Origin of the sequence: Amycolatopsis acididurans (assembly GCF_012328925.1) — a bacterium.
Lineage (GTDB): Bacteria > Actinomycetota > Actinomycetes > Mycobacteriales > Pseudonocardiaceae > Amycolatopsis_E > Amycolatopsis_E acididurans.
In genome coordinates, this window is record NZ_JAAXLS010000014.1 from 103,472 (window position 1) to 120,206 (window position 16,735).

At 65.9% G+C, this 16,735-nt stretch carries 17 protein-coding genes and 3 tRNA genes; 9 read left to right on the forward strand and 11 right to left on the reverse strand.

Features of this window, described 5'->3' with window-relative positions:
* The 3 genes from HFP15_RS21045 to HFP15_RS21055 all read left to right on the forward strand — a co-directional run bounded on the left by HFP15_RS21045 (position 1) and on the right by HFP15_RS21055 (position 2,706).
* On the forward strand, positions 1-810 hold the full coding sequence (locus HFP15_RS21045; RefSeq protein WP_168518252.1) for a hypothetical protein: 810 nt from the start codon (positions 1-3) through the stop codon (positions 808-810).
* A gap of 88 nt (positions 811-898) precedes the next feature.
* Positions 899-1,504, forward strand: a complete 606-nt coding sequence (locus HFP15_RS21050) for a DUF4365 domain-containing protein (protein ID WP_210717632.1) — start codon at positions 899-901, stop codon at positions 1,502-1,504.
* Complete coding sequence (locus HFP15_RS21055) at positions 1,501-2,706, forward strand: hypothetical protein (RefSeq protein ID WP_168518254.1); 1,206 nt, start codon at positions 1,501-1,503, stop codon at positions 2,704-2,706. The genes HFP15_RS21050 and HFP15_RS21055 overlap by 4 nt, the downstream gene beginning before the upstream one ends.
* Positions 2,707-2,868: 162 nt before the next feature.
* On the opposite strand, the gene HFP15_RS44165 is transcribed toward HFP15_RS21055, so the two are convergent.
* The 7 genes from HFP15_RS44165 to HFP15_RS21085 form a co-directional block, all read right to left on the reverse strand.
* Positions 2,869-3,309, reverse strand: coding sequence for a DUF6941 family protein (locus HFP15_RS44165; RefSeq protein ID WP_376768882.1), 441 nt, complete (start codon positions 3,307-3,309; stop codon positions 2,869-2,871).
* A complete protein-coding gene (locus HFP15_RS21060; RefSeq protein WP_168518256.1) occupies positions 3,309-3,509 on the reverse strand; it encodes a hypothetical protein in 201 nt (66 codons plus the stop codon). The genes HFP15_RS44165 and HFP15_RS21060 overlap by 1 nt, the downstream gene beginning before the upstream one ends.
* 757 nt (positions 3,510-4,266) lie before the next feature.
* Positions 4,267-4,340 (reverse strand) — tRNA-Phe (locus HFP15_RS21065).
* 31 nt (positions 4,341-4,371) lie between these two features.
* Positions 4,372-4,445: transfer RNA gene (locus HFP15_RS21070), tRNA-Asp, on the reverse strand.
* An 18-nt stretch (positions 4,446-4,463) separates the two neighbouring features.
* A tRNA-Glu gene (locus tag HFP15_RS21075) sits at positions 4,464-4,536 on the reverse strand.
* A gap of 375 nt (positions 4,537-4,911) precedes the next feature.
* Positions 4,912-5,163, reverse strand: coding sequence for a hypothetical protein (locus tag HFP15_RS21080; protein ID WP_168518258.1), 252 nt, complete (start codon positions 5,161-5,163; stop codon positions 4,912-4,914).
* A 453-nt stretch (positions 5,164-5,616) separates the two neighbouring features.
* Positions 5,617-6,261, reverse strand: coding sequence for a TetR/AcrR family transcriptional regulator (locus HFP15_RS21085; RefSeq protein ID WP_168518260.1), 645 nt, complete (start codon positions 6,259-6,261; stop codon positions 5,617-5,619).
* 97 nt (positions 6,262-6,358) lie between these two features.
* Between HFP15_RS21085 and HFP15_RS21090 the strand changes: the two genes are divergently transcribed.
* From HFP15_RS21090 to HFP15_RS21100, 3 genes are all read left to right on the forward strand, one after another.
* Positions 6,359-8,095: an acyl-CoA dehydrogenase family protein gene (locus HFP15_RS21090; protein ID WP_168518262.1), complete on the forward strand. Its 1,737-nt coding sequence runs from the start codon at positions 6,359-6,361 to the stop codon at positions 8,093-8,095.
* A gap of 11 nt (positions 8,096-8,106) precedes the next feature.
* On the forward strand, positions 8,107-9,165 hold the full coding sequence (locus tag HFP15_RS21095) for an oxygenase MpaB family protein (protein WP_168518264.1): 1,059 nt from the start codon (positions 8,107-8,109) through the stop codon (positions 9,163-9,165).
* Between the two features lie 156 nt (positions 9,166-9,321).
* Positions 9,322-9,732: a hypothetical protein gene (locus HFP15_RS21100; protein WP_168518266.1), complete on the forward strand. Its 411-nt coding sequence runs from the start codon at positions 9,322-9,324 to the stop codon at positions 9,730-9,732.
* Positions 9,733-9,807: 75 nt separating this feature from the next.
* Here the strand turns inward: HFP15_RS21100 and HFP15_RS21105 are convergent, their stop codons facing one another.
* The gene (locus tag HFP15_RS21105) at positions 9,808-10,011 is read right to left on the reverse strand and encodes a cold-shock protein (protein WP_027941311.1); all 204 of its coding nucleotides are present in this window, start codon (positions 10,009-10,011) and stop codon (positions 9,808-9,810) included.
* A 386-nt stretch (positions 10,012-10,397) separates the two neighbouring features.
* Between HFP15_RS21105 and HFP15_RS21110 the strand changes: the two genes are divergently transcribed.
* Positions 10,398-11,606, forward strand: a complete 1,209-nt coding sequence (locus tag HFP15_RS21110) for a L,D-transpeptidase (RefSeq protein ID WP_312871672.1) — start codon at positions 10,398-10,400, stop codon at positions 11,604-11,606.
* Between the two features lie 34 nt (positions 11,607-11,640).
* On the opposite strand, the gene HFP15_RS21115 is transcribed toward HFP15_RS21110, so the two are convergent.
* Positions 11,641-11,805, reverse strand: a complete 165-nt coding sequence (locus tag HFP15_RS21115; RefSeq protein ID WP_168518062.1) for a hypothetical protein — start codon at positions 11,803-11,805, stop codon at positions 11,641-11,643.
* A 182-nt stretch (positions 11,806-11,987) separates the two neighbouring features.
* Between HFP15_RS21115 and HFP15_RS43515 the strand changes: the two genes are divergently transcribed.
* A complete protein-coding gene (locus tag HFP15_RS43515; protein ID WP_281355608.1) occupies positions 11,988-12,110 on the forward strand; it encodes a hypothetical protein in 123 nt (40 codons plus the stop codon).
* A gap of 60 nt (positions 12,111-12,170) precedes the next feature.
* Here the strand turns inward: HFP15_RS43515 and HFP15_RS21120 are convergent, their stop codons facing one another.
* Positions 12,171-13,520, reverse strand: a complete 1,350-nt coding sequence (locus HFP15_RS21120) for an MFS transporter (RefSeq protein ID WP_246271890.1) — start codon at positions 13,518-13,520, stop codon at positions 12,171-12,173.
* Positions 13,521-13,787: 267 nt separating this feature from the next.
* On the opposite strand from HFP15_RS21120, the gene HFP15_RS21125 reads away from it, so the two are divergent.
* Complete coding sequence (locus HFP15_RS21125; RefSeq protein WP_210717657.1) at positions 13,788-14,264, forward strand: PaaI family thioesterase; 477 nt, start codon at positions 13,788-13,790, stop codon at positions 14,262-14,264.
* Between the two features lie 17 nt (positions 14,265-14,281).
* Here the strand turns inward: HFP15_RS21125 and HFP15_RS21130 are convergent, their stop codons facing one another.
* A complete protein-coding gene (locus HFP15_RS21130) occupies positions 14,282-16,732 on the reverse strand; it encodes a serine/threonine-protein kinase (RefSeq protein WP_168518268.1) in 2,451 nt (816 codons plus the stop codon).
* Between the last annotated feature and the right edge of the window lie 3 nt (positions 16,733-16,735).

The following is a 16,735-nucleotide window of genomic DNA, read 5'->3' on the forward strand; positions in this document are numbered from 1 at the left end:
ATGCGCGTCACGACGGCCCAGCTCCCGCCGATGGAGGAAAGCGCCGACAAGATCTTTGTTACCCCGCACGCCGTGATCATGCTCGACGGCGCCTCCGCGTTCGTCCCCGTCCCCGTGCCCGCATCGGACTACGCCGACCACCTCGGCCGCCTCCTCGCCAACGCCCTCACCACCGACCCCACCGCGGACCCCACCGCGGACCTGCCCGACATCCTGGCCGAAGCCATCCGCTCCACCGCTTCGCACTTCGACCTGCGCGCGGGGGAGTCCCCCTCCAGCACGGTCACGATCGCCCGGGAACGCGACGACTATCTGGACCTGCTCGTTTTGGGCGACAACACCGTGATCCTCCCCGGCGGTGAGATTCTGACCGACGACCGCATGGACCGCCTCAACCTCGAACCCCGCCGTAAGTATCGCGAACGCCTGGCGGCCGGGCACGGCTACGACGACGAACACAGGGCGCTGTTGCGAGAGTTGCAGACGCAGCAGGCGGAACTTCGGAACCGGGAGGACGGGTACTGGATCGCCGAGGCCGACCAAGACGCCGCCCAGCACTCGATTACGCTCACGCGGGATCGACGATCAACGGCTTGGGCTGTTCTCACCACCGATGGCGCCTACAACACGATGGACCGCGTAGGCCTTACTGACTGGTCAGGATATGCGAGCGCCGACACAAGTCGCCTCGGCGACCTCTTGCAACAGTGCCATGAATGGGAGCGTGTGCGCGACCCCAGCGCCCGCTTCCTCCCGCGCGCGAAACAACACGACGACAAAGCTATCGCGACCGCGCGTTTCACGGCGTGATTGCAGAGGTCACTTATCGTCAGCCACTCGGACCTGTAACACCCAACGCCCCGTCGCGATACTTGACCTTGGATGTTCACTCTGCCGAGTGAATGAATCCGAGTTGGCGGAGCTTGAGCACCCAGAGGGGGCGGCTGGCGTGAGCGCCTTGGACGAAGGACGACAAGAAATAACGCTACTTCGTGGCGAATTGGCTGACACCGCCTCAATGGAAATTCTCCAGATTGGGTACTTGCACGCAGTTGCGGCGGCTGCCAAATGTAGCATTGCGACGCCGAATCCGGACAAGAAGCTTGACTGGATTGTTACACATCAATCAAGTGCGCATACCGCCGGAGACGACGAAGTTACGCTCAAGTTGGCGCTAAAGGCTACGAAGCAAGTGGCGGCCAGCCCAAAAGGCGACTCATTCCCATTTACTCTAAAAAACGAACATCTTGAGTATTTGAACTATATCAATCCCACCGTGAATCGAATAATGGTGGTGATGCTGTTGCCGCCCAAGATTGAAGATTGGATTGTCGCTCGCGGCGACTACTTGGAACTTCGACACTGTTGCTACTGGGTAAATCTCTCCGGTGAAGCGATTTCCGGAGAGAAGCGAACTACCGTGCGAGTACCAACGAATCAAGTGTTCGATGACGAGGCATTATGCGGTATCATGGGTCGAATCGGTTCGGGAGGTAGGCCGTGACCAGCGCCGGTGATCTCGCCGCGTCACTCGATCGTAGTCGGGTTACTCCAACGAGACTGAGTGCTGCCCTGAGCAAGTTCGGTTGGCGTGTGGTTGGCGGCAAGGATGGTTTGTACACACGGTGGCTTCACGGGGACGACCGCTCAACTCGTGTACTTGTGCCACTCGATGCGACCAAGCCAGACTTCGACGAACTCATTACTGATGCTGTGACGTCACTGGCCGCATTGCACATCGATTCCGCGCGGCAAGTACTTCGAACATTAACGTCGCGCCCCGGCGATGAATTGAAATTCCGCAAACATACGGATAGTCCTATCGGGACCATCGCCTGGGATCTTGGTCAAAGTTTAATTGGCGCCGCAACCGAAACTCTCAGTGCATCCGCCAAGGCGACAAGCGACAGAAGGCCAGCGTTCCGAAATTCTAATTGGTTCATTGCGCGCGACTTCCTGCAATCAGTATTGATGGGTCAGACTGAGGTTGGTAGTTACGTGGTTACCGCCTACACTCCGCCGGATCGAGAATTTTTTGAGCGCGAGAGTCAGAAGCAGACTTCTAATCGTCGATCCTCAGAGGGGATTCATACCGGGCGCGAAGTTATCGAGGTGATGACCGGTGCGCTCAAGGTTACTCGTGAGGCAATTGATTTGTATCAGCGATCCAAGCGAGTCGAAGAGTTCGATGATGCAGTGGAACACGGTGTTTCTCGTGAGCTCACCACCGCGATTCAACAATTGGTTCGCGGAGTAGATGCGGCCTCGGTAAGCGTGGAATGGAGTACCGATTTTGATAGTCTCGTGCTCCCTCAAGAATCCGCGCGTACTGGCATCACCGAAGTAGAGTTCACTCCAAGCGACTATCCAATCCTTGAACGCGCATCGATTCGATTGGCTGACACTCGCGATAGTTCGACGGTAACAGTCGTAGGCTCGGTTGAAGTCCTTACGCGAAAAGTAGGCACTGTCGGGGTTGTGGCCATAAACGTTCTCCGCGGCACGTCAGCAAGAAAAGTGCGGGTTCGATTACCCGCAGAAAAATACGAATTGGCGCTTGATGCCCATCGCCGCATGGAAGCCATCAGAGTTACCGGTCGCCAGGAACGGAGCGGGAACTACTACTGGCTCTACGATGCTGCTGACGTAGAGATCGTTGAGCTATACCAAGACGACGCCACAAAGCAAGGCCAGTTATTCGAGTAGCGACCGTAACGCGCAGTTGGACCGTTTGCGTCGTGACGCTTGCACACCTGCCGAACTTGCCTCTATGGGATCAAGAGCGGCGCGCTTGCGCGCCGCTGTGGTCGCTCGGCCTGCCGCTCCGCTCCGGCCGGCGACCCCGCAAGAGCCGCTCGGTCTCATACCCTAACGGCTCGACGGTAGAACTTGCGGCTGTGGCAGCACCTGAAACGACGCCGTGGACTCCTCTTCAGCCACTCTTACTCGCCACTCGTACCGGCCCGGCGTCAACGGGAGTGGCGGCACATTCACTGCGAACGACGCCGGAAGCATCGAGCCTGGTGCGACACCCGGAGGGCGGCCAACCTCAACGTGTGCATCTTGCCGGAGTGGCACAGGTGGGGTACCTAATAGCACTGGCTTGCCGTCGCCGTCTTCCAATACCGCGCTCACCTGAATCTGCTGGTTCGCGCGGTCCCACGGAATCCTTAGCATGATCGCCAACGCGTGCGGCGGCGTCGGGGTGTGCGTGACCGACCACCCAGCACCGAGCATGTGCATCTTGCCACTTGGGTCAGCTTGCGCCGCATCACAGAGGATGAACTGCGCCTCGATCGGTGACGCCATTATCGAGCGATCGCCGCCTGCGTGTCGCCGAGCCGCGACCAGTCGCTGGGTTCGCCCTCGGGAAGTGAGATAGTGGTGTTCCAGCCCTGCTTTAGTTCTCCAACGACGGCCGTGCTCACGGTCTTCCGCCCGCGCTCAAAGGCAGCCTCGAGCTTGTGCAACGGCTCGTCGTCCTCGTAAAAGTTGCCTTGCCTCGCCATGCCTCCACACTTCCTTCCGCAGCTCGACATTGCTAGCGCCGGAAGTATGCACTTCCGAGGTTCCACTCCGTTGGGTCTTCTGTCGGATACAGAACTACTAACGCTCGACGCCCTCTGATAGTTACCGCAACCACGAGTCGCAGGCCCCGGTCCGGGTCATCATCCCAGCTACCTCGCAAGCCGGGAACGTTGACAAGGGCACTTTCCACCTCGTCGACGGTGATCTGATGCTTGTGGATCAGCTTCTGTTCAGTCTGGTAGCTAACCCGGAGCACGGCGACTCGGAAGCTGGCATCCGCGGTCATGCGGTCCTGCTCCTCCTCGCTCGCCTCAACTCCGTCCAACGACCAGGCACCGGACGATACAGCCGACGAGCCCTCCAAGGGCCAGAAACCCCTGGGGCGCCGCCCCAGACCCCGGCACCGCTTCAGAGATCAGCCGAACGGACCAGTCCGGTGATCTCCCCGCAGCGCGCCCGAGGGCTGCCAGACCGGGCGGCACCGATCAAGGGCGCTGCGCGGCCTCCGGCAAACCCTTGACCGGCACCACCCGGCCCGGCAGGGGTGGAACCCGCGCCGCGAGGAGATCACCTCAGCCGGGGGAGACATGGGGGAGCGAGGGGTCGCCAGTCGTGCAACCCACGTGCAACTAGCGACGGCGATCGGCGGTCAACCAGGGTCAACACCGGACAGGGCCATGATCGAACCAAGACATGAAAAAACCGCCCTGACCTGCGCCAGAACGGTTCTTATCGGGGTGGCCAGGGCCGGGGTCGAACCGGCGACCTTCCGCTTTTCAGGCGGACGCTCGTACCAACTGAGCTACCTGGCCGCGTACGCCGGCTGCGAGCCAGACGCTTTTGCGACCCTGACGGGACTCGAACCCGCGACCTTCGCCGTGACAGGGCGACGCGCTAACCAACTGCGCCACAGGGCCTTGCTTTGCAATACTGCGTACTCCCAACGGGATTCGAACCCGCGTTGCCGCCTTGAAAGGGCGGAGTCCTAGGCCGCTGGACGATGGGAGCCCGGCCGGTTTCGGCGAACCGACCGACCGCGCTCTCAGGTCCCCCTGGGAGCGATTACTAGCATAGGGCACACCAACATCGCTCTCAAAACCGGTATCCCCTAAACCCGAAAACCGGGTCTGACCTGCGAACATGCGCTGTGTCCCCGGTCACGTCGACCTTCTGCACAAGATCGGCCCCTCCGGTCACGCGGAGTCGTCCCGAGAGGCATCGGCGCCGAGCCATGACAAGCCCCGCCGACCGAAGAAATTTCTTCACAGACTGTCGCCGACAGTCAAATCATTTGCCCGGGCCCCGAACACGCCGGTAAGTTTCCCGACGCGGTCGGCTGCGAGGTGCCACCAGGGGGTGCACCCCGCACGCCGACCCTCTTGATCAACGCTGAGCCGGGATCTGACCTTCGTCATCCGGCAGCAGACCGAGCATGTCGAGCAACTGCGCACAGTCCGCGGCATCCGTCGCGCCGGCCGCCACCGCCAGCCGCGCCCGCCGAACCTGATCGTCCGACACCCGCGGCGCATCCGCCTGCCCCGCCCGCTGCGACGGAAGCCCGGCCAGACCGCCGCCACCCGAGTCGCCGCCTTCGTATCGAAGGAGGAACTGTCGAACTTCCACAGACCCGTTCATAGCTCCTCCAAAACCTTGTCGGTGCAAGCAATCTGGCCGCGAGGCTAGCGAGCGGAATCGCCCAGCCACAGCCCCCCGCAGAGTGAACCTGCGCGACCGCGATGCCCACGCACAGCCACGACACGAGATGAACGAACGACGACCAGTGCGTAACGGGTCCGCCGATTTTTTGCCGTCCACCACTCGCATCCGCAACCGAACTCGTGTAACAATCGACTTGCTGACACACCCCCGGTCAGCGCCTGTGGAGATCCCCTCCGGCCCCCGCGTTCCTCCCCCTGGCGCGGGGGCCTCTCCATTCCTGCTCGACGCTTTTGCGTCTTCGCAGGGTTCCTTGTGTCTCCCGGGGCCGAGCCCCCGGACCCCCGCGGTGTGAGCTTCTTGCGTTGGCGACGTGGTTTCGTTGGGTAGTCACCAGCATCCGTCTTGCCACGCAAAGTGGTCGTTACGTCCCTAGGCCGTCTGGGTGGGGGTGGCAAGTGTGGCGTGGATTGTGGTTGTGAAGCGGGTGGGGTGGAAGTGGTCCGGGTCGGTCAGGACCAGGCGGGCGGCCATCTCGAACACCGTCACCAGCGTGTGCGCGGCGATCTCGGGATCCAGGCCCGGAGCCGCACCGAGGACGCCTAGCAGCCGGCGCGTCATGTCTTCGGCGCGCGCCAGTGCGACCGCGCGGGCCTGTTCGCGGGCCGTGTGGAACTCGACCGGCATGTCGGCCATCGGCATGACGATGCAGTACCACCGCTCGGGCGCATCGCGAACCGCCTGCAAGAACCGGTCCAGAGCCTGTGCGATCAGCCGGGCGGGCTCCTCGTGCTCGTCGAACCGCTCGGGCAGGACGGAGAGCAGCTGCTCAAGCCCCTCCTGCTGTTCGCGGCGCAACAGTGCGGCCAGCAGGTCCGCCCGGTTGGCGAACACCCCGTACACGACCGGCTTGGTGACCCCCACCTGCTCGGCGACCGCCTCCATCGTGACCGCGTTGTGCCCCTGGGTCACGATCAGATGCAGCGCGGCGTCCAGCAACTGCGCTCGGCGCTGCTCAGCGGGAACCCGCGCAGCGTACGGGCGGCGTTTGCGACCCGCTCGGGCGCCTGTCGCCACATCAACCCCTCTGGCCGGGTGAACTCGTCCTAGACAAAGCTACTCTACCGTAGGATATTACTACGCGAACGTAGCAATTGACGGCGTTGGAGGTTCCGTGAACGGTCAGGGCGACGCACGCGCGCGGCTGCTGGACCCACACCGGTACGACCCGGAGTGGTTCGACGGCGAGACGCGGCGGCTGCTGCGCGCGACGATCGACTGGTTCGAGCAGCGTGGCAAGCGCAAGCTCATCGAGGACTACCACGCCAAGGTCTTCTACGCCGACTTCCTGGAGTTCGTGGCCAAGGAGGGCATCTTCGCGACCTTCCTGACTCCCGGGCGCGACGGCGACGGGCACCCGGCCAAGCGCTGGGACACCGCGCGCATCGCGGCGATGTCGGAGATCCTCGGCTTCTACGGGCTGAACTACTGGTACCCGTGGCAGGTCACCGTGCTCGGCCTCGGCCCCGTGTGGCAGAGCGAGAACGCCGGCGCGCGGCGGCGGGCCGCGGCGGCCCTGGACGCGGGCGGCGTCGCGGCGTTCGGGCTGTCCGAGAAGGAGCACGGCGCCGACATCTACGCCTCGGACATGGTGCTCACCTCCGACGGCACGGGTGGTTACACCGCGACCGGCGGCAAGTACTACATCGGCAACGGCAACTGCGCCACGACCGTGTCCGTGTTCGGTCGCATCGACGGCGTCGAGGGCCCCGACCAGTACGTGTTCTTCTACGCCGACGCCACCCACCCGAACTACCACGTGGTGAAGAACGTGGTGCCGGCACAGATGTACGTGGCCGAGTTCCGCCTGGAGGACTACCCGGTGCGCGCCGAGGACATCCTGCACACCGGCGCGGAGGCCTTCAGCGCGGCGCTGAACACGGTCAACATCGGCAAGTTCAACCTGTGCTTCGGCGGGCTCGGCCTGGCGACCCACGCCTTCTACGAGGCGATCACGCACGCCCACAACCGGATCCTCTACGGCAACCCGGTCACCGCGTTCCCGCACGTACGCAGGCAGTTCGTCGACGCCTACGCCCGGCTGATCGGCATGCGGCTGTTCTCCGACCGGGCCGTGGACTACTTCCGCAGCGCCAACCCGGACGACCGCCGGTACCTGCTCTACAACCCGATCACCAAGATGAAGGTCACCACCGAGGCCGAGCGGGTGATAACGCTGCTCGGTGAGATCGCCGCCGCCAAGGGGTTCGAGGCGGACAACTTCCTGACGCTGGCCAAGCAGGACGTCACCGGGCTGCCCAAGCTGGAGGGCACCGTCGCGGTCAACCTCGCGCTGATCCTGAAGTTCATGCCCGCCTATCTCTTCCAGCCGCAGGACCACCCGCCGGTGCCCGCCCGCACCGAGGCCGCCGACGACGAGTTCCTGTTCCGCCAAGGCCCGGCCCGCGGACTGGGCAAGATCCGCTTCCACGACTGGCGGGCCACCTACGCCCGGCGAGCCGACATTCCCAACGTCGCCCAGTTCACTGCGCAGGCCGACGCCTTCCTCGACCTGCTCCGAACCGCTCCTCCGGACGGCACGCAGGCGGGCGACATGGACTTCACGCTCACTCTCGGCGAACTGTTCACCCTCGTCGTCTACGGGCAGCTGATCCTCGAACAGGCCGAGATCACCGGCCTGGACGACGACGTGCTGGGCGCGGTGTTCGACGTGCTGATCCGGGACTTCTCCGGCTACGCGACCGAGTTGCACGGGAAGCGCTCGTCCACCGAGGCCCAGCAGCGGTGGGCGGTGTCGGCGGTGCGCAAACCGGTCACCGACGACGCGGCGTTCGAACGGGTCTGGCAGCAGGCCGTCGCGCTGGACGGCGCCTACGAGATGAACTCCTGAAGGGAACGACCATGACCAAGCGAAAGACCGAGATCGCTCCGATGCAGGACTACGGCTTCTTCGGCCCCGGCTCGGTGACCTGGAAGGTCTGGGGCAGCGCGTCCAGCGCCGTCACCGGGCTGCAGCGGGCGGTCGTGATCGAGGAACTCGACCCCGGCCTGATCGCCGCAGTGGACGCCACCGGCGCGAACTACGACCGCCCGCGCACCCGCTACGACCGCACGATCCGCTACTTCGCCATGGTCGCCTTCGCCGACAGCCGGTCGGTGTCCAAGGCCGCCGACGTGCTGGTCAAGGTGCACTCCAAGGCGATCGGCACCGAACCGGTCAGCGGCAGCCCCTACGACGCGAACGACCCGGGGTCGCAGCTGTGGATCCTGCTCACCGGCTGGCACTCGGTGCTCACCGCCTACGAGATGTACGGCGGCGGCAGGCTGACCCGGGAGGAGGAGAACCGGTACTGGGAGGAGTGCGCGATCGCGGCCGAGTTCCAGACCTGCGACCCCGCCGACGTCCCGCGCACCAGCGAGGGCGTCCGGGAGTACTTCGAGAAGATGCGGCCCCGCCTGGCCGTCAGCGAAGCCGCCCGGCGAATGATGGACCACCTGCTCAACGCCAAGGTCGTCCTGCCGCCCACCCCGCCGATCGCGCGGCCGCTCGTCGGCCTGATGAACCGGGTCCTGCGCGCCGGCTGCATCGCCACCATGCCGCGCTGGATGCGCCGCCTCAGCGGCTTCGACCAGCCCCGCTTCGTCGACCTGCTCGTGCGCCCGATCCTCAGGTTCGGCTACGCGAGGATCGAACGCGATCCGCGGGTCAAGCTCGCGGTGCTTCGCCGGCTCGCCCCGTCGGCGGTGCCGGTGGTCGCGCCCTACGCCCTCGGCATTCCGCCGCAGTCGGACGAGGTCCTCACCCCGGCCCAGGCACGGGCCCGGTACGGCTACGACAAGCCGGCCGACGCCCACCACACGCTGCGCGCCAAGCAGCGCGAGCGCGTGTTCGGCCGGCACCTGGCGCCCAGCGACGAGGGCCTCATCGAATCCCAGGCCATCCTGGGCAACCTGTCCTGACACGTGTCCGGTCAGCTGGGCGGACTACGCTGCGTTGCCTGGCCGACTACGACGTGCGAGTGAGACTGTCCGCCAGGTGGAGTAGTTTCGCCGCACGACCGTGTGTCGCGGGTCACAGTTGGCCGGGTTACGAGATCTAAACGTTATGGTGGCCGCGTGCCTCTTCCATCACTCGGTCGTCGGGGAAACACCCGGACCAACCTCAAGCCGGTGAACCCGGGGCGTCATCGCAACGCGGAAAAGGTCGAGGAGCCTGCCGAGGACCACGAGCTCACGAGCTACCTCAAGGCCCTCGCACCCGAAACGGGACCGGAGAGCACCGGTACCGGAAAGCGTTTCGGCGAAGCGCAGGTCTACCAGCTCCGGATGAACCTCGTCGCGAGCGCGCAGCTGCGTGACCTCGCCGAGGCGCGCGGCACCTCCCCGCAGGCCCTGGCCAGGGAATGGATCCTGGAGCGCCTGTCCTGGGAGGCCCAGGCCGCCTCGTCGGAGCGACGGCAGTTCGCCGACCACACCGGCGCCGCGGACACCGACCAGCACGTCTTCAACCAGGACTGGAACCAGTAGAAACACAGCGCGAACGAACAAGCCCCCGGCGGGAGATCCCGCCGGGGGCTTGCGACGTTCGTTGCAGGCAGCGTCTCAGATGACGCGCACCTTCTGGGCCTGCGGGCCCTTCTGGCCCTGCCCAACCTCGAACTCGACGCGCTGGTTCTCTTCAAGGGTGCGGAACCCGCGCCCATCGATCTCCGAGTAGTGCACGAACACGTCGCCCTCGCCGCCATCTTGGGCGATGAAGCCGAAGCCCTTCTCGGCGTTGAACCACTTCACAGTGCCTTGCGCCACCGCTTTACTCCTCGTTACATCAAAATCGGGGGCCACCGCAGCGACACCCGGGCCGCCCCGGGCGGTTCCAACGAGATGAGCAAAGAGCGTATGCGGCTCCGAGCCCGCGTCAGAAGTTCCGCGAGTGTGAAGCCACTAACACGCAAAACGACGGCCTAGTGGGCAGCGTACCGGGATCTCGCGAAATCTGAACCCCTGAAAACCACCGATCCGAGATGTCACCAAAATGTCCCAACGCTTGACCGGAAAGATCAACGATCTACCCGATAGGCTGGTCAGCACGCGGGCCGCTTCGCCAAACGTGAGCTCTGTCACACACCTGAGTGTCAACGTTCGGCGCAAGTCGTGCGTCTTGGGTGGCAAATGGGGAAAAGGGGCAAGCGCAGGTGAGAAAACTCAAGATCAGACGTCGGCTTCCGGTAGCACTGATCGGCCTCGGGGTGGCCGCCGCGCTCGGGCTGAGCGCGTGCACCAGTAGTCCGGACACCAGCACCGCCGCCGCCGGGCCGACGCCCGCGGCCGGCGATTCGGCGGGGCAGGCCACGGCGCCCGCGTCGTTCACCGTCCAGCCGGCCGTGGGCACCAAGGATTTCGCGCCTGGCGAACCGGTGCGGGTGACCGTCGCCAGCGGTGAGATCCAGTCCATCGCGCTGACCAACGCCGACGGCAAGCAGGTCGCCGGCGAACTGTCCGCCGACAAGCACACCTGGTCGGCCACCGAACCGCTCGGCTACGGCAAGACCTACACCTGGACCGGCTCGGCGACCGGCACCGACGGCAAGCCGGTTCCGCTGTCCGGCTCGTTCAGCACCGTCACGCCGAAGCGGCAGGTCTCCGGCAGCCTCAACGTCGGTGACGGCCAGACCTACGGCATCGCGATGCCGATCGCGCTGACCTTCACGAGCAAGGTCACCGACAAGGCCGCCGCGGAACGGGCGCTGTCGGTGGAGACCACGCCGAAGACCGAGGGCTCGTGGGCGTGGCTGTCCGACACCGAGGTGCACTGGCGCCCCAAGGAGTACTTCCAGCCGAACACGAAGGTCACCGTCACGGCCGCGATCTACGGGGTCAAGATGGGCGACGGGACCTACGGCAGGCAGGACGTCGACGCCTCCTTCACGATCGGCCGCTCGCAGATCGTCAAGGGCGACACCACGACGCACCGGATGCAGGTGATCCGCGACGGCCAGCAGATCGCGGACTACCCGGTCAGCTACGGCCTCGACTCCGACCCGGGCCGCGTCACGCACAGCGGGATCCACGTCGTGATGTCCAAGCACGCGACCTACTCGATGAGCAATCCGCGCTACGGCTACACCGACGTCAACGTCCCGTGGGCGGTGCGGATCTCCAACAACGGCGAGTTCATCCACGGCCTCGCGGCGTCGGTTTGGGCGCAGGGCAAGAAGAACATCTCGCACGGCTGCCTCAACCTCTCGCCGGCGAACGCGAAGATCTACTACGACAGCGTGCTTCCCGGTGACCCGGTGGAGATCACCGGCAGCACGCAGCAACTGTCCGCGAAGGACGGTGACTACGCGGACTGGACCTATTCCTGGGCGGACTGGACCCGGATGTCCGCGTTGAACAGCTGATGCCGTGAAGCCGGGGGCGGGTTCGTCCCCGGCTTCACAGCACGTGCCCGTCGAGCCGCGAGTCAGTTGGCCGCGCGGCCTCGGCGGGCCTCTTTTCCTTTTCCTGGTCCAGAAAAGGCGGGACCGGGATGATCTGCTGGGTCATGTCGTCGAGCAGCCGCGCGGCCTCGGCCACGTCGGGTGCCTCTCTGTCGCTCATGTCGCCGCCGTCTCCTCGTGTGCGGGGCGCCCATCTTGCCGTGGTGCACATCACCGCTCAACGCCGCCCCTGGCACGAAATACACGGAGGGTCTGCGGCGATGAAATACGTGGGCCGTTTGGTCCGGACAATCCCGCAACCGGCCGTGCTCCGGCCGGACGATCATCCTGAGGAGGAAGCCCATGGTGTTCACCACGCTGCTCATGGAAGGTGGCCTTGCGGTTGGTATTGCTGCGGCGCTGGTGACATGGTCCCGGCGTCGCTTCACTCCTCGCCCCGAGGCCGTCGCTGAGGTCGCCGAGTAGTGGACACAAAAAAGGACCGCGCCCTCGCCGAGGACGCGGTCCTTTCGTTTTGCCCGCAGCTCAGCCGGCCGCGGTACCGACCCCGGCCGGGGCGGTGTGCAGCTCCTCGATCCGGGACATCGGCACCTTGGACGTCTCCGGGATCCTGAGGATCGGCACGATCGCGATCGCCGCCGCGATCATCAGGTAGAACGCCGGCCAGTCCTCGTTGCCGGTGCCCTGGACCAGCGCCGTGACGATCACGCCGCAGGTACCGCCGAACAGCGACGTCGAGACGTTGTAACCGATCGCGAACGAGCCGTAGCGCACGCGCGTCGGGAACATCGCCGGGAACGTCGAGCCGATCACCGCCAGCATCAGCACCAGCAGCAGGGCCACCACGCCGAAACCGACGATCAGCAACGCCAGGCTGCCGCTCTGCATCAGCTTGATGCACGGGTAACTCAGCACCAGATAGCCGATGGCCGCGGTGAGCAGCAACGGTTTCCTGCCGATCCGGTCGGACAGCGCGCCGAGCGGCGCGATCAACGCGATCTGCACGATCTCGACCCCGATGATGATCACCGTCGACGTGTTGTCGTTGATCTTCAACGTATCCGTGAAGTACGTCGGCATCGTGGTCAGCAACATGTAGTCCGCGATGTTGAGCAGCAGCACGATCCCGATCAGGTTCAGGATCATCCGCCAGTTCCGCGTGAGCGTCTCCTTCAGCGGCGCCTTCTCCGACTTCTCACCGGCCTTCTCCATGCGCCGGAACTCGGGGGTGTCCTCGAGCTTCGACCGCAGGTACAGACCAATCAGGCCGAGCGGAAGTGCGACGAAGAACGGGATCCGCCACGCCCACGAGTCGACCTGCGCCGAGCTGAACGACAGCGTCACAGCGAGCACGACTACGTTGCCCAGCACATAACCGAACAGCGTGCCCATTTCGAGGAAGCTGCCGAAGAAGCCACGGCGTTTCGTCGGTGCGTACTCGGCGATGAACGTCGCCGCACCGCCGTACTCGCCGCCGGTGGAGAAACCCTGGACAAGGCGCAGCAACAACACGAGTACCGGCGCGCCGATGCCCATCGCCGCGTACGTGGGTATGCAGCCGACGAGGAAGGTGCAGCCCGACATCAGCAGGATCGTGATCGCCAGGACCTTCTGGCGGCCGATCTTGTCGCCCAAAGGACCGAAGAACGCTCCGCCGAACGGCCGTACCACGAAACCGATCGCGACCAGCGCCAACGACTTCAGTACCGCGTTCCCCTCGCCGGGGAAGAACACCGTGCCGATGCTCGTCGCGATAGCACCGGAGGTGAACACACCGTAGTCGTACCATTCGGTCGCGTTACCCATCGCGGATGCGATGACCGCCCTTTTGACCGTTCTCTGGTCGATTTCCGTTTCTTGAGTCGCTTCTGCCATGCGCCCCGACCTCCTCCTCTACGGTTCCGTGCCAGCGATCAAGGTTGCGACCCTAGTCGCTTCGTCGCATTAGGTAGTAATTTTCGCGCTTCTCGTGGTTCTTGTCTCTTCGTAGACAGCCCTGAGGGGGTCTCATACACGCGCGGAGTTAAGTTTGTTTTCGTGAGTGAGGCATCCAGATCCCGGCCGGCCACCCCGTGGCCGCCCGTGGCGACCGACCCCGTCGAGGTCCATCCGGACGCGCCAGGCCCTGGCACGAAGCTGCCGATGCACTACGTCGAGTGCTTCGGCTGCGGCGAGGTGGAGAGCGGACTGCACATCCAGTCCACCGTCGGCGAGCAGCAGCGGGTGTTCTCGCAGTTCAAGGTCACCGAGGCGCATCAGGGCGCGCCGGGGCTCGCTCACGGCGGGCTGCTGGCCTGCGCCTTCGACGAGGCGCTCGGCGCCGCCGTCGGCAATCTGCTGCACCGGCCCGCGGTCACCGGGAAGCTGGAGACCGACTTCCTGCGGCCGGTGCCGGTGGGCTCGACGCTGTTCATCGCCACGATCGTGGACGGCGTCGCCGGCCGCAAGATCTACGCCAGCGCCGAGGGACGCCTCGACGGCGAGGACGGTCCGCTCGCGCTCCGGGCACGCGGCCTGTTCGTGCAGGTCGGCGTCGAGCACTTCACCAAGCACGGGCACCCCGACGCGCTGGAGAAGCTCCGCCGGAGCCACGAAGGCGACTGGGACATCAACCCCTGAGCCCTGCGCGCCGGCCGTCAGGTCAGCGTGCGGGGGCGGACGGCGTTCGCGCGGTCGACCAGGTCGATCCGCTCGTCGGAGGTGTGCGCCAGGCGGGCCAGTGCGCGGTAGCAGCGCTCCAGCCCGAACCGCACGTCCCGCTCCTCCAGCGCGCAACCCAGCACCTTCGTCCGGGTCTGGTAGCCGGAGGGCGCCGTGCGCACCCAGCCGAACGCCGCCTCCAGCACCTCCGCGGACAGCCGGGTGCGCCGCTCCGCGTCGAGGCTGAGCCGTTCCAGCCGCACCCCGGCGTCCGCGAGATCGCCCTCGGACACCGAGCCGTTGCCGACCGCACGCGTCTTGATCTTGATCGCGGCGACCTGCGCTGCCACGTAGTGCGTCGACGAGGACGGCACCGACTCCAGCACCTCGACCGCACTCGTCCGCGCGCCCTGTGCGAGATAGACCCTGGCCAGGCCGAACGCGGCGCTGACGTAGGACCGGTCCGTGCGCCACACCAGCTCGTACAGGCGCGAGGCGGCGAAATGGTCGCCGACGCCCTCGGCGCTCACCGCGAGCGCGAGCTTCGGCGCGATCTCGCCGGGCAGGTCGTCGTACACGGCTTCGAACGCCATCTGCGCGACCCGCTGCCGCCCGCCTGCCAGCTCGATCAGGCCGCGGTGCCAGTCGATCCGCCAGTCGTGCGGGTAACCGGCCCTGATCGCGAGGTACTGCGCCGCTTGCAGCTGCCGCTGCGCCTCCGCCAGCTCACCCAGCTCGATGCGCGCGCGGACGATCCGCAGCCGCACCTCGATGGACTGCCGCGGCGCACCGGCGAGCGCGTCGATCGCACCCTGCGGGTCCAGCGCCGTGGTCGTCGCGAGCACACCGGCCGCGGGGTCGCTCGTGTCGACCTGCGGGATCGGCAGACCACCCACCACATCCGTCCCGGCGGGCAGCGGAACCGGCCCGCCCGGTTCGGGCACCACGATGTCCACGCCGAAGCTGTTGGTCTCCGGACCGAACACGGTGGACGCACCGGGACGCGGTTTTCCGGTACCCAGCGCCATGATTTCGCGCAGCACCCCGGCCAGCTGGTCGGCCATGTCCTCGGCCGCGATGAACCGTCGGTCGGCATCGGGATGCGTGGCACGCTTGAGGAACCGGTGGTAGGAGCCGAACAGCTTGAACAGCGGCACCTCGTCCGCGCTCGGCAGCGAGTCCTTGTACTTGGTGGTGTAGCCGTTGAACTCGAAGCTCAGCACGGCCAGCGTGCGGCCGACGGTGTAGAGGTCCGACGCCACCGAAGCGCCCTGCTTGGCCAGTTCCGGCGCGCTGTAACCGGTGGTGAAGAACAGCGGGCTGGAGTAGTCGTCCATTCGCCGCACGGCGCCCATGTCGATGAGCTTGAGCTGCTCGTGCGTCTGGATCACGTTGTCCGGCTTGAGATCGCAGTAGAGCAGGTTCTGGCTGTGCAGATAGCCCAGCGCGGGCAGGATCTCCAGCCCGTACGCGATGACCTGGCCGATCGGCAGCGGCTCCGGCCTGCCCGCCTCGCGGTAGTGCTGCAGCGCGAGTTGCCGCAGCGACTGGCCGCCGACGTACTCCATCACGATGTAGCCGACCGAATGCCCGGTCGTCGGGTCCGGGTGCTGGACGAAGTTGTAGATCTTGACGATGTTCGGGTGCTCGACCTCGGCCAGGAACCTGGTCTCGTTGACCGCGGCCGCCGTCGCCGTGGGATCGCCCGTGTCGATCAGTCCTTTGAGGACGACCCAGCGGTCGTTGACGTTGTGGTCCTGCGCGAGGTAGATCCAGCCGAGACCGCCGTAGGCCAGCGCGCCGAGCACCTCGTACTGCCCGCCGACGAGATCGCCCGGCTGGAGTTTGGGCAGGAAGGAATAGGCCGTCCCGCATTTCTCGCAGGTGCCCTCGGGCCCGGCGTCGCCGCGGCCGACCTTCGCCGAGCAGTTGCCGCAGTAGCGCTTCTCTTCCGAGACAACCGGATTGGTCAGCACCGCCGACGCCGGATCGCGGTAGGGCACCGGCGGCACCTCGACCAGACCGGCACCGAGACGGCCGCGGCGCGAGGTGCGCCGGCCGGTGCGCCGCGACGTGCCGGGGAAAGCGCCGGATCCCGTGCCGGGACCGGTGCCTGGGCCGCTGCCCGAACCGGTTTGCCGCCCGCTGGTGCTCTCGGGCAGCACGCTTTCCGTGCCGGGGTCGGGAAGTTCGACGTTGCCGTCCGGCTGGGCGACCGGCGCCGGCGGCATGATGCTCTGGGTCGGCGGCGCCGCGGCCAGCACGCTGGTCGCCTGCGGTTCGGCCGGCATCGCGGGCGGAACCGGCGGCGGGGTCTGGACGGGTGGCTGCTGGGGTCGCACCGGGGCGATGTACTGGGTGCGCTCGACGGGCGATTCGTCCAGCCGGCCCGAGATGGGCTCGTGTTCCGGCGCGGCGTGCCTCGGCCGGCCTGGCTCTTCGGTCATTCC

Bases quoted from the DNA above. Each gene is read 5' to 3' on its own strand.
- HFP15_RS21045 (WP_168518252.1), top strand. From the start codon at position 1: ATGCGCGTCACGACGGCCCAGCTCCCGCCGATGGAGGAAAGCGCCGAC.
- HFP15_RS44165 (WP_376768882.1), bottom strand. From the start codon at position 3,309: ATGGCGTCACCGATCGAGGCGCAGTTCATCCTCTGTGATGCGGCGCAA.
- HFP15_RS21060 (WP_168518256.1), bottom strand. From the start codon at position 3,509: ATGGCGAGGCAAGGCAACTTTTACGAGGACGACGAGCCGTTGCACAAG.
- HFP15_RS21080 (WP_168518258.1), bottom strand. From the start codon at position 5,163: ATGAACGGGTCTGTGGAAGTTCGACAGTTCCTCCTTCGATACGAAGGC.
- HFP15_RS21095 (WP_168518264.1), top strand. From the start codon at position 8,107: ATGACCAAGCGAAAGACCGAGATCGCTCCGATGCAGGACTACGGCTTC.
- HFP15_RS21115 (WP_168518062.1), bottom strand. From the start codon at position 11,805: ATGAGCGACAGAGAGGCACCCGACGTGGCCGAGGCCGCGCGGCTGCTC.
- HFP15_RS43515 (WP_281355608.1), top strand. From the start codon at position 11,988: ATGGTGTTCACCACGCTGCTCATGGAAGGTGGCCTTGCGGTTGGTATT.
- HFP15_RS21120 (WP_246271890.1), bottom strand. From the start codon at position 13,520: ATGGCAGAAGCGACTCAAGAAACGGAAATCGACCAGAGAACGGTCAAA.
- HFP15_RS21125 (WP_210717657.1), top strand. From the start codon at position 13,788: ATGCACTACGTCGAGTGCTTCGGCTGCGGCGAGGTGGAGAGCGGACTG.
- HFP15_RS21130 (WP_168518268.1), bottom strand. From the start codon at position 16,732: ATGACCGAAGAGCCAGGCCGGCCGAGGCACGCCGCGCCGGAACACGAG.